At 62.1% G+C, this 13,737-nt stretch carries 13 protein-coding genes; 6 read left to right on the forward strand and 7 right to left on the reverse strand.

Going from position 1 to position 13,737, the window contains the following annotated elements; all coding sequences use genetic code 11:
• Nucleotides 1-8 precede the first annotated feature (8 nt).
• A complete protein-coding gene (locus ASG35_RS10685; RefSeq protein ID WP_056356371.1) occupies nt 9-476 on the reverse strand; it encodes a CidA/LrgA family protein in 468 nt (155 codons plus the stop codon).
• Between the two features lie 131 nt (nt 477-607).
• Between ASG35_RS10685 and ASG35_RS10690 the strand changes: the two genes are divergently transcribed.
• Nucleotides 608-1,561 carry a LysR family transcriptional regulator gene (locus ASG35_RS10690; RefSeq protein WP_056356374.1) on the forward strand — a complete coding sequence of 318 codons (954 nt, stop codon included), beginning with the start codon at nt 608-610 and terminating at the stop codon, nt 1,559-1,561.
• Nucleotides 1,562-1,665: 104 nt separating this feature from the next.
• On the opposite strand, the gene ASG35_RS10695 is transcribed toward ASG35_RS10690, so the two are convergent.
• Nucleotides 1,666-3,324: an OmpA family protein gene (locus tag ASG35_RS10695; protein WP_056356375.1), complete on the reverse strand. Its 1,659-nt coding sequence runs from the start codon at nt 3,322-3,324 to the stop codon at nt 1,666-1,668.
• Nucleotides 3,325-3,541: 217 nt separating this feature from the next.
• Between ASG35_RS10695 and ASG35_RS10700 the strand changes: the two genes are divergently transcribed.
• Entirely contained in the window at nt 3,542-5,251 is a 1,710-nt protein-coding gene (locus ASG35_RS10700) for an isovaleryl-CoA dehydrogenase (RefSeq protein WP_056356377.1), read from the forward strand.
• A 19-nt stretch (nt 5,252-5,270) separates the two neighbouring features.
• Here the strand turns inward: ASG35_RS10700 and ASG35_RS10705 are convergent, their stop codons facing one another.
• The 5 genes from ASG35_RS10705 to fliE all read right to left on the reverse strand — a co-directional run bounded on the left by ASG35_RS10705 (nt 5,271) and on the right by fliE (nt 8,384).
• The gene (locus ASG35_RS10705; protein WP_056356379.1) at nt 5,271-5,597 is read right to left on the reverse strand and encodes an EscU/YscU/HrcU family type III secretion system export apparatus switch protein; all 327 of its coding nucleotides are present in this window, start codon (nt 5,595-5,597) and stop codon (nt 5,271-5,273) included.
• The gene (gene fliK / locus ASG35_RS10710) at nt 5,594-6,955 is read right to left on the reverse strand and encodes a flagellar hook-length control protein FliK (protein WP_056356381.1); all 1,362 of its coding nucleotides are present in this window, start codon (nt 6,953-6,955) and stop codon (nt 5,594-5,596) included. Before fliK ends, ASG35_RS10705 begins: the two co-directional genes overlap by 4 nt.
• A gap of 98 nt (nt 6,956-7,053) precedes the next feature.
• A complete protein-coding gene (locus ASG35_RS10715) occupies nt 7,054-7,383 on the reverse strand; it encodes a flagellar protein FliT (protein ID WP_056356382.1) in 330 nt (109 codons plus the stop codon).
• Nucleotides 7,384-7,407: 24 nt separating this feature from the next.
• Complete coding sequence (gene fliS, locus ASG35_RS10720) at nt 7,408-7,821, reverse strand: flagellar export chaperone FliS (RefSeq protein ID WP_056356383.1); 414 nt, start codon at nt 7,819-7,821, stop codon at nt 7,408-7,410.
• Nucleotides 7,822-8,033: 212 nt separating this feature from the next.
• Nucleotides 8,034-8,384 (reverse strand): flagellar hook-basal body complex protein FliE, encoded by a 351-nt coding sequence (fliE, locus tag ASG35_RS10725; RefSeq protein ID WP_056356385.1) that lies wholly within the window; start codon nt 8,382-8,384, stop codon nt 8,034-8,036.
• A 348-nt stretch (nt 8,385-8,732) separates the two neighbouring features.
• On the opposite strand from fliE, the gene fliF reads away from it, so the two are divergent.
• Genes fliF through fliI form a run of 4 tightly spaced genes read left to right on the forward strand, consistent with a single transcriptional unit; the run spans nt 8,733 to nt 13,737 of the window.
• Entirely contained in the window at nt 8,733-10,511 is a 1,779-nt protein-coding gene (gene fliF, locus ASG35_RS10730) for a flagellar basal-body MS-ring/collar protein FliF (protein ID WP_056356387.1), read from the forward strand.
• Entirely contained in the window at nt 10,501-11,496 is a 996-nt protein-coding gene (gene fliG / locus ASG35_RS10735; RefSeq protein WP_056356390.1) for a flagellar motor switch protein FliG, read from the forward strand. Before fliF ends, fliG begins: the two co-directional genes overlap by 11 nt.
• A complete protein-coding gene (gene fliH / locus ASG35_RS10740; RefSeq protein WP_056356392.1) occupies nt 11,489-12,190 on the forward strand; it encodes a flagellar assembly protein FliH in 702 nt (233 codons plus the stop codon). Before fliG ends, fliH begins: the two co-directional genes overlap by 8 nt.
• A complete protein-coding gene (gene fliI, locus ASG35_RS10745) occupies nt 12,184-13,737 on the forward strand; it encodes a flagellar protein export ATPase FliI (protein WP_056356395.1) in 1,554 nt (517 codons plus the stop codon). The genes fliH and fliI overlap by 7 nt, the downstream gene beginning before the upstream one ends.

Genomic DNA, 13,737 nt, shown 5'->3' on the forward strand with positions numbered 1-13,737 from the left:
GATGTAGCTCAGGCGCGAGCGGCCCGGCGAGCGCTCGTGATTCGGCGCAGTTCCAGCCGGCGTTCTAACTTCGACGCTTGTTCCACGGCAAACGCCACCGCGATCATGACCATCAGCGTTCCGAACACCACGACCAGCGCGAGACGCCAGCCGTCTTCGCGGAACAGGCCGCCGTACTGGACGGCGGCGACCGCGGCGGGAATAAAAAACAACAGCATGTCGGTCAGCAACCAGTCCGCGCCTGCCTTGATCCAGCGCGGCGCGATTCCGCCGCTGAACAAAAGGGCAAGGAGCGCCAGCAAGCCAATCACGCCGCCCGGAACCGGCAAATGGAACGTGCGAGCGGCCAGATCCGCGAGTAACCAGATTCCCGCCAGCGCCGCGCTCTGTAACGCGATCCGCATGAACCGGCCAGCGGGCGCGCGACCGCGCGTTACAAATTTTGAAAACGGCAAAATGGCGGCGAGAACGATCATGGCGGACCTTGCTGCAGACGAATGCGATGAAATAAGGGTTAACCTGTAGTCGAATATAACGTGCGTCTGAACATAATTAAAATGACTTAAACTTATCGACCGCATTCCAAGGTGGAATCAAAGGGGCGTGTATGGAGTTGCGATCGTTGCGGTACTTCGTGGAGGTCGTGAAGCAGAAAAGCTTCACTGCCGCGGCGGAGAAGATGTTCGTCACGCAGCCGACCATCAGCAAGATGGTGAAATCGCTCGAAGACGAAATCGGCTCGCCGCTTCTGTTGCGCGAAAGCCGCCAGATGGTGCTGACGGACGCCGGCCAGATCGTCTATCAGCGCGGGCTCGAAGTCCTCGCGGCGCATGCGCAACTCGAAGCCGAACTCAACGATCTCGGCAAACTCGGACGCGGCACGCTCACAATCGGCATCCCGCCAATGGGCGGATCGCTGTTCACGCCTGCCATCGCGGCGTTCAAGAAACGGTATCCGAAGGTGGAACTGAAGCTGTTCGAGCGCGGTTCGAAAGCAATCGAAGCCGCTTTGATCGATGGCGAACTGGAACTCGGTGGCGTGCTGGAACCCGTCGATCTCGCTACCTTCGACGTGATGCCCGTCAGCCGGCAATTGCTATGGCTCGTGGCGCAAAAAGGCTCGCGCTGGGACGCGATGACAGACGTGCCGCTCGCTGATCTGGCATTGGAATCGTTTGTTTTTTACGGCGAAAGTCTCGCGTTGTCCGATCTGGTGCTCAACGCATGCCGCGAAGCGGGTTTCTCGCCGACCATCGTCAGCCGAAGCGGACATTGGGATTTCATGGCGGCGCTGGTGCAGGCCGGCGTTGGCATTGCGCTGCTGCCAGCGCCGTACTGCCGCCGGCTGGATATCAATGCGTTCACATGCCGGCCAGTGGTCGATCCCGAAATTCACTGGAACATGGCGGTTGGCTGGCGGCGCAACGGATATTTATCGAACGCGGCGCGCGCGTGGCTGGAAGTCGCACGAAAGGCATTACCGGCCAATCTCGGCGATGACTTCCTGCAAGGCGCGGCAGCCCGGTTTCCTGCGCAGGCGCGCGATGCTTCATCGAGATAGCCGCTTGATCAAAGCACAATGAAAAACACCCGGTCGCACGTCACGCGCGACCGGGTGTTTTTTTGCTGCTTACCGACCGAACTCAAACCCGTCCGGTCGCACGATTACTCTTGAATCGCGAAATCGATACGGCGGTTAGCGAAACGTCCGCTGGCCGTCGAGTTATCGGCGATTGCATGCTGGTCGCCATAACCTTGTGCCGTCACAGCGTCGGCGGAAACACCGTGCTTGACCAGGAAGGCGCGCACTGCTTCAGCACGTTTCTTAGAAAGCGCCAGATTCGAGCTCGGCAGGCCGACGTTGTCCGAATAACCACCAACGTTCAGCTTGACCGTCTTGCCGGCGTCCTGGCATGCCTTCAACATCTGCGCCGATTTCGCCAGCGCGAGTTGCGCGTCTTGCGGCGGTACGTCAGAACCAGTACGGAAGTTGATGACTTGCAGGTTCAGCACCTTGGCGACGTCGGCGGGAGCGCAATCATCGTTCAGCGATGAAAACGCGCTCATGAACGATTCCTTCGCGCTCTCAACTGCTTGCTTGACGTCGAACGTGCCAATGGTGAAGCCTGCGCCGAAAAGCGACTTGAGCTTGTCCATCCAGCCATTGCGTGCGTCAGCCGCCGTACCGCTCAATTCGATCTTCTCACCCGACAATTTGGCTTCCGCGCCCGGCAATTGCATCAGCGGCAACAGGCCGTCGAGCTTGTCCAGCCAGCTAGCTGGCTTCACTTCCGGATCGACCGCGATGGTCGCGTTGAGATGATCCGCGCCGAACTTCGCCGTCAATGCGGCGAGCAGCTTGGCCTTCTCTTCTTCGCTGCCAACCGTGGCACGAATGGACGGTGCACCGAGCTTGTCGACGGTGAACGTCAGCAAGGCGTCCTTGGTCGGCAAGGGCGCGGCAACGGCAGCGGGCGCCGAAGCAGGTTCCGAAGCCGGCAATGCCGCGACTGCCGGGGTTGAGTTCACCACAGGCGCTTCGGCGGGAGCGGCCGTTACGGGCTGCTGGTTGGTGCAGCTGCGGCCGAACAGCAAGGCCAGCAATGCAAGCGCGGCAGCAACCGCGAGCCACCACCATTTCTTCGATCCTGCCTTCTCTTCCATCACAATCTTGTCGAGCGATGAATTCACCGCCGATGAAGAACCGCCAGCCGTTGAAGGATGTTCCAGATGCGACGACACCGCTTTCAACTGCGCCGCCACGCCCGTCAGGAAATTGCCTGCGCCGCCAAGACCGAGCGCGCTGGAAATGTCTTCAGACATGCTTGCCTTCACCATTGGCAACTGATGGCCGAGGAGCGTGGGCAACTGGCCGACGTTGCCGCCGGACTTCGAGAAGTAGTGCTTCAGCACGCCGAACAATGCGGTCGTGACAATGCCGCCCAGCGCGTGCGTAGCGCCTACGGACACGCCGGTTTTAGCGGCGACTGCGTTGCTCAGTCCGTTGATGCGTTCTTCGGAAGCGACGCCCGAAGCCAGTCGCGTTCCCGCTGCCAGCAGCGATTGCAAGCCGTCGCCGTGCACGAGTTGTGGCAGCATCTCGACGATGTTCGCGTTCGAATCCGGCGACATGATGGACGCGAACAAACCGCGCGCGCCTTCAGGCGACGACGCCTTGTTCATGAGCGAGCCGACCATTGCGGGCGCGATCATGCCGACCACGCGCTTTGCCGCTTCCGGCGCAACGCCGAGTTTTGTGGCGAGTTGCTGCAACACGCTTTCGGTTAAAGCGCCCTGTACTAGCTGAATAACGTTAATGCTCATTTGATTTGCCTTTCCTTACTTGCGTGATGTCGCCAAACGCCCAGAATGGGATCGGCGATTATAGGTTCGGGTTTAAAGAGATAAGGAGTTCCGACTAAAAATCGGAAATACCTCAAGACAGAATATTTAAGAGAGTTCTCAGTGGCTCTCGCTTTAGTCGGGTCGATCCGAAGCGCAGCTTTTAGGCGCAAAATATTCCCTTCGACGGAGGTAACCGATGACCCCATCCACCTACGGCCAGACCCACGAAGTCACGAACCAGGCGCCCCCGCTCGAGCGCTACAACGCGATGACCACCGACCCGGCGCTTTGCGCCGCGCTCGAACGTGAAGGCGCGGGCTGGCATCTCGAAACGCTCATCCGCGATGGTCGTGCGCTGACGGAACCCGACGTCATCGCGCTTGCGGATCTTGCCAACCGGCATACGCCTGAACACCATCCGTTTAGTGCGCGTGGCGAGCGTATCGATGCAATCGAGTTTCATCCTGCCTGGCATACGCTGCTTTCAATGTTGCGCGAACAAGGCTTGCACGCGCTGCCGTTCGAAGCCGGTCCGTCGGGCACGCCGCGGCTGGGCGCCATGGCCGCGCGCGCCGCCGGATATTTCCTGCACGCGCAACTCGAAAGCGGATCGTTGTGTCCGCTGACCATGACGTTTGCGAGCATTCCCGTCCTGCAAAACGAACCCGCGCTCTACGCACGCTTGCAGGCGCAGTTGCTTTCTCGCAAGCACGATCATCGTGATATTCCGCTCGATGCCGGCAAGGAATCGATGCTGATCGGCATGGGCATGACCGAGAAACAAGGCGGCTCGGACGTGCGCAGCAACCGGACTCGCGCGGTTGCGTCAGGCGCGGGCGGACGCGGCGGCGAATATCGGCTGATCGGCCATAAATGGTTCTTCTCCGCGCCGCAATGCGACGCGCATCTGGTGCTCGCGAGGACTGGCGAAAGCGCCGAAAGCGCCGATGAAAAAGGCCCGATCTCGTGCTTCTACGTACCGCGCTTCGCACCCGACGGTTCCAAAAACGCGGTCCATATTCAGCAACTGAAGGACAAGCTCGGCAACCGCTCGAACGTGAGCAGCGAAGTCGAGTTGCTCGATGCCTACGGCGTCATGATTGGCGACGAAGGACGCGGCGTGCCGACGATCATCGAAATGGCGAACTTCACGCGGCTCGATTGTGTGATCGGCAGCGCGGCGTTGATGCGCGCCGCGCTGATCCACGCGATCCACCACGCGCGGCACAGGCGTGCGTTTGGAGCGAAGCTCGTCGATCAACCCCTGATGCGCAACGTGCTCGCCGATCTCGCGCTCGAATCCGAGGCAGCGACCACGTTGTTCATGCGGCTCGCGGGCGCATTCGAGAATTCATCGACGGCCGAGGAGCGCGCGTGGCGGCGCATCGTGACGCCGGCAGCGAAGTTCTGGGTCTGCAAGCGGGCGCTCGAATTCACTGGCGAAGCAATGGAAGTCTGGGGCGGCAACGGTTACGTCGAGACAGGGCCGATGGCGCGGTTTTATCGGGAAGCGCCGGTGAATTCGATTTGGGAAGGCTCGGGCAACGTGATGTGCCTCGACGTGTTGCGGGCGATCGAGCGCGAACCCGAGGCCGCGCGTGCGTTGCTGGATTCGTGGCACGCGGTCGCGCAGGAACATCCGGCGTTGCGCGACGCGTTGAACGCGCTGCTCGGCATGCTTCAGGTCGATGTGGCTTCGCGCGAAGCGTCGGCGCGGCGGATCGCGCAGCAGCTCGTGCTGACCGCGCAAGGCGTGTTGCTGGCGCAGCACGCGCCGGCGGATGTGGCGGCGGCGTTCATCGAAACCCGTCTCGGCGATGCACATAGCGCCACGAATCGCGTGTACGGCACGTTGCCGGCGCGGTTTGATTTTGCTGCGATCATCGCGCGGGCGTTTGCTGCTTAGCGTTTTTTCGAATGCACCGCTATCTTTTCGGCATCCCGGCGACCGGCGCGACTTCCGGCGCCGGCACTTCTTCAAGCCCGTTTTCCAGCCTGTAGAACCACGCCAGCAGTTCCGCCACGGCCTGATATAACGCGGGCGGAATGCGGGCATCGAGATCGACCTGCATCAGCAGCGACACCATATCCGGCGATTCGTGCACGTACAAACCCGCGTCCTTCGCGCGCTGCACGATCATCTCGGCGACGAGACCGTAACCCTTTGCGACCACGCGCGGCGCGGCATCGGGTTTCTTCGTGTCGTAGGTGAGCGCGGTGGCTTGCTTGCGCGCATCGTTTGGCTGCGTCATGCCGCGCTCTCCGCGCCGGATGGCGGCGTATCAATGTCCGGTGACACGGCGCCCGTCGATTCGGCCAGCGGGTCCATCGCGCGGATGGTGATACCGGCGAGCCGCAAGCCCGCGGCTTCGAGTTGCTGCTGGAAATGCTCGCCATCGCGGGCAAGCAGGATCGCGCCGTCCGCGCTCGCGTTCAGCTTCACCAGCAATTGCTGCCCGGTGAGCACCAGGTTTGCGTCGACGTTGCCGAGCGTCGGCAGCGCCAATGTGACGCGTGTGTGCCAGGCGCGTTCATCGCCAAACGTCGGGTTCGCGGCGCCATCGTGCGCGCGGCGTTCTCGCGGCTCGATCTCCCAGTCGAACTTCGCGCCGGGCCACGCTTCGCCGGACCAGCGAAACTGATGGGTGGCGAGCAGATCGAGTTGCTGGCGAACCAATGGGATAGTCGATGGATGGATGCCCGCGTTGATCGACGCCTGCACGGCGGGATCGTGAGTGTTTTCATCGGCTGCGGCAGATGCGGATCCTGCGCCCGGCTTCATGCCCGGAGGCGAGAACACGTTCGGCGGCACAGCGCGCACCGAAGCCGCCAGCGCCGCCGCCTGCTGCGGCGTGAGCGGCATGGGAACGAGGCGCACGGGGTTCATCGGATCGGGCGGATCGGCGGAAAAAGTCGGCGGCAGCAGGGATTCATCGATCCACACTTCCGCCGGCAGATCGGGCTGCGGTTGCGGTGTATCGAACGGAAGCGGCGCCGTCAGGTTATCCGCGCGCGCTTGCGGTTCATTGTTCAGCGACGCGAGCGTGCGTTGCCCGGCAAGCCATTGCGCGATGTGGCTTTCGTAGAAAAGCCCGCTTTCGCTCACGGTTTTCGCCAGCACGGACGCCAGCGCGTCGGCCGGCAAAACCTGCGCGGCTTGACTGACCGCGGCGGTGGCAGCGGTGGCGGTTGAAGCACTCGAAGCGGTCGAAGGCGCCGTGGAATACGCCGAAGCCGAAGCTGCGTGGGTATCGAACAAGGAACCGGACAACGTGGCGAACGCGCTCGCGGCAAGCAGCGGGCGCGGCGCGGTTGGCCACAACGGAGCGTTGCTTGTCATTGGCGGCGTGTTCTGGCCGCCGAACCGGGAAATGGCGTCGAGCGTGCGCGCGACATTGCTGAGCGCGGTTTGTGCGGAAGCGGGCGGCGGCGTATTCGCGGCGTTTGCCGGAGCGGGAACCGCAAACGCCGGGTTATCGACGAGAAGTTGCGACGTGCTGGTCTGCGCCGTCGCGCCCGAGGTCGATCCACCTTGCGGAAGGAGCGCCGATAACAGCATGTCAGTGCGGCTGGCGATAAGCGCAGCGATCGCGGTGTCCAGGCCAGGCATGCCGGTTTCCTCGGGTAACCGGTCAAGCGATCGACAATCGGATCAGCCCGTCACCGGTTTTCGGCGGGCTGCAAACACGTGAACCACAAGAAACGTGTTTATCGCAGCCCGATCATCTTTTTCAAAACTCGCGCGGGCCTGTTCACCGTGAACAGCGCCGATAAACGCGCAAGGCTGGGTGCGCTCAAATCGCGAATGGCGGCGTCGTCGGCGAGAATCCGGCGCACCAGCTCGAACTTGCGGGCGCGCGCGGTGTCGTCGAGCTGGGACGCGGCATCGACTTCCCGCAAACCGTCGATCAACTCGCGATACGCCCCCTGCATGATCTTCAACTCACTCCAGTCTCCACCTCTCGCGGCGGCCAGCATGCGCGCGGAAAGTTCTGCTATCGCTTCGTAATGAGAGAAATATTCTTGTGTCGTTTTCATTATGTGCGGACATATTTCGTAATGTCACGCCGCAGCCATTCTTGCTGCGTCGGGCGCGATTGCGATCCAGGCATCTTCCAGAGTTGCCAACAAGCCATCGACTTCAACCAGTATCGGTTCGCTTTGCTGCAGGTTCGCTTGCAGAAGGCGGTGCGACATATAGGTATAGAGCGCGTCCAGCCGCGCCGCGATTTCGCCGCCGGCTTCCTTGTTCAGGGCCTGCTGCAAACCGCTTTCTATAATGCCGATCGCCTTCGTGATCGCTTCTCCGCGCGCCGCGATGTTGCCCTGCTGCAAGTGCATCCGCGCCTGGGCGATAGCCTGGCGCGCGCCCTGATACAGCATGACCACGAGTCTGTGCGGACTGGCGCCCATCACTCCGGTTTGCACGCCGACGCGTGCGTACGCGTTGGCTCCCGCATGTCCCTGGGAAAACATCCGACTTCTCCAAATTCGGCTTCTGCGCGCGCTGACTGCAGAAACGTGATGAACCGATGCCGGCTTTACGATCGAGACCGCTTATTTGTCTGACTGTTTGCCGTGCTGTTACTTAGGGTTATCGGAGAAAGCGGCGAAAGCTTTAGGAAGGCTTTGCGTCACAACGGATTCCGGAAAGTGCAACGGTCGCAAGCCGGCGTTCACGACCAGTCTCAGACCGAGATGTTCATGATGTCGTTGTAGGCGGACACGAGCTTGTTGCGCACCTGCAGCCCGAATTGCAGGCCGACATTGGCTTTTTGCATGTCCACCATGACGTCGTTCAGCGACACGTTCGGCGCACCGATTTCGAACGCGTGCGCTTCGCTCATTGCGCTCTTCTGGGCGCTGCTGATGTTGTCGATGGACGATTTCAGCGCATCCGCAAAACTGCCCGCGCTCGCCGCCCCCGATTCCGGCACGACCGCGCCGCCCGCGACATTGCCCGCGCCGCCGGCGGCCTGCGTGGCCATGGACTGAAGTTGCTGGAGCGCCGAACTCAGCGGGCTGATGGATGCATTCATGGTGACTCCAGAAGGATCAAGCGGTAATCAAACTCTCAAATAAGGTAACCGGCGGCAACGTATGGTGGGCGGTGTTGCTGGGACATATCGAACCGGGGCCTGTCCCGGGCCTAAGGCTGGCGTCTGCGCCGGAGCCTGGGCGGTTCGCCATACGGCCTGACCGATTACGAAAAAGTCTAGCAGCGGCGCGGTTTTGCAAAGCCGGGAAAGAGCGCCAAAACCGGCTTCTGTTCGCTCAATCGACTTACTCGTCCTTACGGATAATTCCTCTCATGAAAGAGTCTGCGATTGCGCCCGGCGTCAGCCGGACACCTCGCGGAAAACGCAAGATTCGGAGAGCTTCGACGCATGGATTCCACCAATAACCTGATCAACCCGGACGCCCGCATGGGTCTGGCCGGCGCGCAGCCGGCGGCCGGATCGATCGCGGCAGGTTCGGGCGGCGCCGGTTTTGCCGGCAGTTCCGACTTCAGCGGCAGCCTCGGCGGCCGCATGCCGATGCTCAACCAGTTCCGCAACAACCCGCGCATGCCGCTGATCATCGCCGTCGCCGTGCTGGCCGCAGTGGTTGCCGGGCTGGTGATGTGGTCGCGTCAGCCGGATTACCGGGTCCTGTTCAGCAATCTGTCGGATCGTGACGGCGGAGCAATCGTCGCCGCGCTGCAGCAGGGAAATATTCCCTACAAGATCGCCGAATCGGGCGGCGCGATCCTGGTTCCGAGCGAATCCGTGCACGAAACGCGCTTGCGGCTGGCATCGCAGGGATTGCCCAAGAACGGTTCGGTCGGCTTCGAACTGATGGACAACCAGAAATTCGGCATCAGCCAGTTCGCCGAGCAGGTCAACTATCAGCGCGCGCTCGAAGGTGAACTGGAAAAGACCATCGCGTCGATATCCTCGGTCCGCGAAGCCCGCGTGCATCTCGCCATTCCGAAGCCGACCGTGTTCGTGCGCGAAAAGGAATTGCCGACGGCGTCGGTCATGCTGAATCTCTATCCCGGCCGCGCGCTCGACGAAGCGCAGACGCTCGCGATCCAGCACATGGTCAGCTCGGGCGTGGCGGATATGCCGGTGAAGAACGTGACCATCGTCGATCAGGACGGCAACCTTCTTACGCAGCAAAGCAGCGGGCCGAACGGCCTCGACGCGTCGCAGCTCAAATACGTGCAGCAGATCGAACGCAATACGCAATCGCGTATCGATGCAATCCTGGCGCCGTTGTTCGGCGCGGGTAACGCCCATTCGCAGGTGAGCGCGGATATCGACTTTTCGAAGCTGGAACAAACCGCGGAAAGCTACGGCCCGAACGCGAATCCGCAAAACACCGCGATCCGCAGCCAGCAATCGAGTGAATCGAAGGAAGGCGGCGGCGCGAGCGTGGGCGGCGTGCCCGGCGCGTTGTCGAACCAGCCGCCGGCAGCGGCATCGGCGCCTATCGATGCAGCCGCGAGCGGCGTCGACGGCGCAAAAGCCGCGCCGGTGAATTTGCGCAAGGACACCACGACCAATTACGAAGTCGACCGCACCGTGCGCCACTACGAGCAGCCGGTGGGCGGCATCAAGCGCCTGTCCGTCGCGGTGGTCGTGAATTACCAGAAACAGGTGGACGCGAAAGGCATCGTCACCATGCAACCGCTTCCCGCCGACAAGCTCGCGCAAGTCCAGCAGCTCGTGAAAGACGCAATGGGCTACGACGAAAAGCGCGGCGACTCGGTCAACGTGGTGAACAGCACCTTCCTGGTGGATACGAACGTGATCCCCGATGTGCCCTGGTGGCGCACGCCGGACATGATCGCGCGCGGCATCCAGCTGGCGAAGTACGCGGGTATTGGTCTGGTGGCGATGTTCCTGTATTTCTCGATGGTGAAGCCGGCGCTGCGCCGCGCTTTCCCGCCGCCGCCCCCGCCGCCCGCGCTTGGCGCACCGGACGAACTGTCGCTGCTCGATGGTCCGTCCATGCCGAAGAGCGCTATCGATGAAGAAAAGGATGCCGAAGTCAGCTTGCTCGGCAACGAAAGCAACAAGGCCAAGTTCGAACGCAATCTCGACTACGCGCGGATGATCGCGCGCCAGGACCCGAGAATCGTCGCGACGGTCGTCAAGAACTGGGTGTCCGATGAACGCTGAAGGCCTCAATAAAGCCGCGCTCCTGCTGATGTCGATCGGTGAATCCGAGGCAGCGGAAGTCTTCAAGTACCTGGGACCGCGCGAAGTCCAGAAGATCGGCGCGACCATGGCGCAGTTGAAGAATGTGACGCGCGAGCAACTCGACAACGTGATGACCGAGTTCGTGCACGAAGCCGAACAGCACACGGCGCTGTCGCTCGACTCGAGCGAATACATCCGCACGGTGCTGACCAAGGCGCTCGGCGAGAACAAGGCCGGGGCGCTGATCGACCGGATCTTGCAGGGCAGCGACACGAGCGGTATCGAGGGCTTGAAGTGGATGGATTCGGCCGCGGTCGCCGAGCTGATCAAGAACGAACATCCGCAGATCATCGCGACGATTCTCGTGCATCTGGACCGCGATCAGGCATCGGAAATCGTGGCGCTTCTGACCGAACGCCTGCGCAACGACGTGCTGTTGCGAATCGCCACGCTCGACGGCATTCAGCCCGCCGCGCTGCGCGAACTCGACGACGTGCTCACCACCTTGCTTTCCGGCAGCGACAACCTCAAGCGCGCGCCGATGGGCGGCATTCGCACGGCGGCGGAAATCCTCAACTTCATGTCGACGGCGCACGAAGAATCCGTGATCGAAAACGTGAAGGAATTCGATGCGGAACTGGCGCAGAAGATCATCGACCAGATGTTCGTGTTCGAGAACCTGATGGACCTCGAAGACCGCGCCATCCAGATGCTGCTGAAGGAAGTGGAATCGGAAACGCTGATTGTTTCGCTGAAAGGCGCACAACCGCCGCTGCGCCAGAAGTTCCTCGCGAACATGTCGCAGCGCGCAGCCGAATTGCTCGCGGAAGACCTCGATTCGCGCGGTCCGGTGCGTTTGTCGGAAGTGGAAACGCAGCAACGCAAGATCCTGCAAGTCGTGCGCAATCTCGCCGAAAGCGGCCAGATCCAGTTAGGCGGCAAGGCCGAGGACGCATATGTCTGACGCAGCAGAAGCCGCGAAGCAGGCTCACGCGACCGACGCCGAAAAGAAAGGGCGCATGTCCGCGTATCAACGCTGGGAAATGGCATCGTTCGATCCGGTTCCGGTGGATCGATCCGCCGCCGATCACGCCGCGCTCGAAAAGCATCTTCGCCGAGTCCGCGACGAAGCGCATGCGCAAGGTCTGGCGCAAGGGCACGTCGCCGGCCAGGCGATGGGTTATCAGGCCGGCTACGACCAGGGTTACGCGAAGGGCGAAGAAGAAGGCCGCATGGATGCCCGTTCCGAAGCGGCGCGGCTTGCATCGATGGCCGATGCCTTCAAGACCGCCCTGCAAGCCGCCGACGCCGTGGTCGCCGACGCGCTTACCGCGCTGGCGCTGGATATTGCGCAGCAAGTCGTATCGCAGCATTTGACGCTCGATCCGACCGCGGTGCTCGCCGTTGCGCGATCAGTGATCGCGGCTGAACCGGCGCTTTCCGGCGCGCCGTACCTGATCGTGAACCCGTCGGATCTGCCGATTGTCGAAGCATATTTGCTGGAAGAATTGCAAGCGGCCGGATGGACGTTCCGCACTGATCCGGACATCGAGCGCGGCGGCTGCAAGGCGCACGCGGCAAGCGGTGAAATCGATGCAACCAATGCAACGCGCTGGGAGCGCGTCGCGGCGGCGCTCGGGAGGTCGCAACCGTGGTAACGCAAACTCATAACACCGCGAGCGCAGCGCGCCGCGTGACGCAGGAAGGCTTAAGCGAACTCGAGCAGGAACTCGCGCGGGCATCGTTCGGACCACTCGCCGATCCCGACGTCACGCCCGAGCCGACACTGGAAGACATGGCGGCGCAGACCATCGTGGAATTGGCGGAGATGGTCAACAATCCGCATCTCGATGGATGGCGCGCCCAGCTCGAAGCCAGCAAGGCGCGCAGCCAGATTTCGAAGCCGTTGCACGCGTGCGGCCGGTTGACGCGTGCGGCCGGCCTCGTGCTGGAAGCCGTGGGATTGAAGCTCGGCGTGGGATCGGAATGCATGATCGAGTTGCCCGCCGGCAGTTCCATTCCAATGGCTGAAGCCGAAGTCGTCGGCTTTTCCGGCGACAAGCTGTTCCTCATGCCGACCACCGAAGTGTCCGGATTGCTGCCCGGCGCGCGGGTTTATCCGCTGGAAAGCGCGCCGATCAATGATCCGATGGCCGGCGCCAAGCGCCTGCCGGTCGGCTGGGAAATGCTCGGCCGCGTAGTCGATGCCTCCGGCCGGCCGCTCGACGGCCTCGGCCCGCTCGGCGCAAAACGCGACGCGCCGTTGTCCGCGCCGACCATCAACCCGTTGAATCGCGAACCGATCCACAAAGTTCTCGACGTCGGCGTGCGCGCCATCAACTCGCTGCTGACTGTTGGACGCGGCCAGCGCATGGGCTTGTTCGCGGGTTCGGGCGTGGGTAAATCCGTGCTGCTCGGCACGATGGCGCGCTACACCAGCGCTGAAGTCATCGTGATCGGGCTGATTGGCGAACGTGGCCGCGAAGTGAAGGAGTTCATCGAACAGATTCTGGGCGAGGACGGACTTGCGCGCTCTGTCGTGGTTGCAGCGCCCGCCGACGTTTCGCCGATCCTCCGTATGCAGGGCGCAACATATGCAACCTCGCTCGCCGAGTATTTCCGCGATCAGGGCAAACACGTACTGCTGCTGATGGATTCGCTCACGCGCTACGCCATGGCCCAGCGCGAAATTGCCCTGGCCATCGGCGAACCGCCCGCCACGAAAGGCTATCCGCCCTCGGTGTTCGCCAAGTTGCCGGCGCTCGTGGAGCGCACCGGCAACGGGCCGGAAGGCGGCGGATCGATCACGGCGTTTTATACGGTCTTGACGGAAGGGGACGATCAGCAAGATCCTATCGCCGATTCCGCGCGCGCGATTCTCGACGGACATATTGTGTTGTCGCGTTCCCTGGCCGAAGCGGGGCATTATCCGGCCATTGATATCGAGGCATCGATCAGCCGCGCAATGACGGCGCTGATCGACGATAAACATCTGGATCGCGTGCGTCTGTTCAAGCAGATGTTGTCGCGTTATCAGCGCAACCGGGACCTGATCAACGTGGGCGCGTATTCCAGCGGACGGGATGCGCTGCTGGACCGGGCGATTGCGTTGTATCCGCGCATTGAAGCGTTTTTGCAGCAGGGATTTCGCGAGCAAGCCATGTTCGAGCCGAGTCTGGCCAAACTCGACGAGCTGTTCGCGTAA

The sequence above is a fragment of the Burkholderia sp. Leaf177 genome, from assembly GCF_001424345.1.
In the GTDB taxonomy this organism is placed as follows: domain Bacteria; phylum Pseudomonadota; class Gammaproteobacteria; order Burkholderiales; family Burkholderiaceae; genus Caballeronia.

Excerpts from the sequence above, each read along its gene's own strand:
- ASG35_RS10685 (WP_056356371.1), bottom strand. The coding sequence starts at position 476 with ATGATCGTTCTCGCCGCCATTTTGCCGTTTTCAAAATTTGTAACGCGC.
- ASG35_RS10690 (WP_056356374.1), top strand. The coding sequence starts at position 608 with ATGGAGTTGCGATCGTTGCGGTACTTCGTGGAGGTCGTGAAGCAGAAA.
- ASG35_RS10695 (WP_056356375.1), bottom strand. The coding sequence starts at position 3,324 with ATGAGCATTAACGTTATTCAGCTAGTACAGGGCGCTTTAACCGAAAGC.
- ASG35_RS10700 (WP_056356377.1), top strand. The coding sequence starts at position 3,542 with ATGACCCCATCCACCTACGGCCAGACCCACGAAGTCACGAACCAGGCG.
- ASG35_RS10705 (WP_056356379.1), bottom strand. The coding sequence starts at position 5,597 with ATGACGCAGCCAAACGATGCGCGCAAGCAAGCCACCGCGCTCACCTAC.
- fliK (WP_056356381.1), bottom strand. The coding sequence starts at position 6,955 with ATGCCTGGCCTGGACACCGCGATCGCTGCGCTTATCGCCAGCCGCACT.
- ASG35_RS10715 (WP_056356382.1), bottom strand. The coding sequence starts at position 7,383 with ATGAAAACGACACAAGAATATTTCTCTCATTACGAAGCGATAGCAGAA.
- fliS (WP_056356383.1), bottom strand. The coding sequence starts at position 7,821 with ATGTTTTCCCAGGGACATGCGGGAGCCAACGCGTACGCACGCGTCGGC.
- fliE (WP_056356385.1), bottom strand. The coding sequence starts at position 8,384 with ATGAATGCATCCATCAGCCCGCTGAGTTCGGCGCTCCAGCAACTTCAG.
- fliF (WP_056356387.1), top strand. The coding sequence starts at position 8,733 with ATGGATTCCACCAATAACCTGATCAACCCGGACGCCCGCATGGGTCTG.
- fliG (WP_056356390.1), top strand. The coding sequence starts at position 10,501 with ATGAACGCTGAAGGCCTCAATAAAGCCGCGCTCCTGCTGATGTCGATC.
- fliH (WP_056356392.1), top strand. The coding sequence starts at position 11,489 with ATGTCTGACGCAGCAGAAGCCGCGAAGCAGGCTCACGCGACCGACGCC.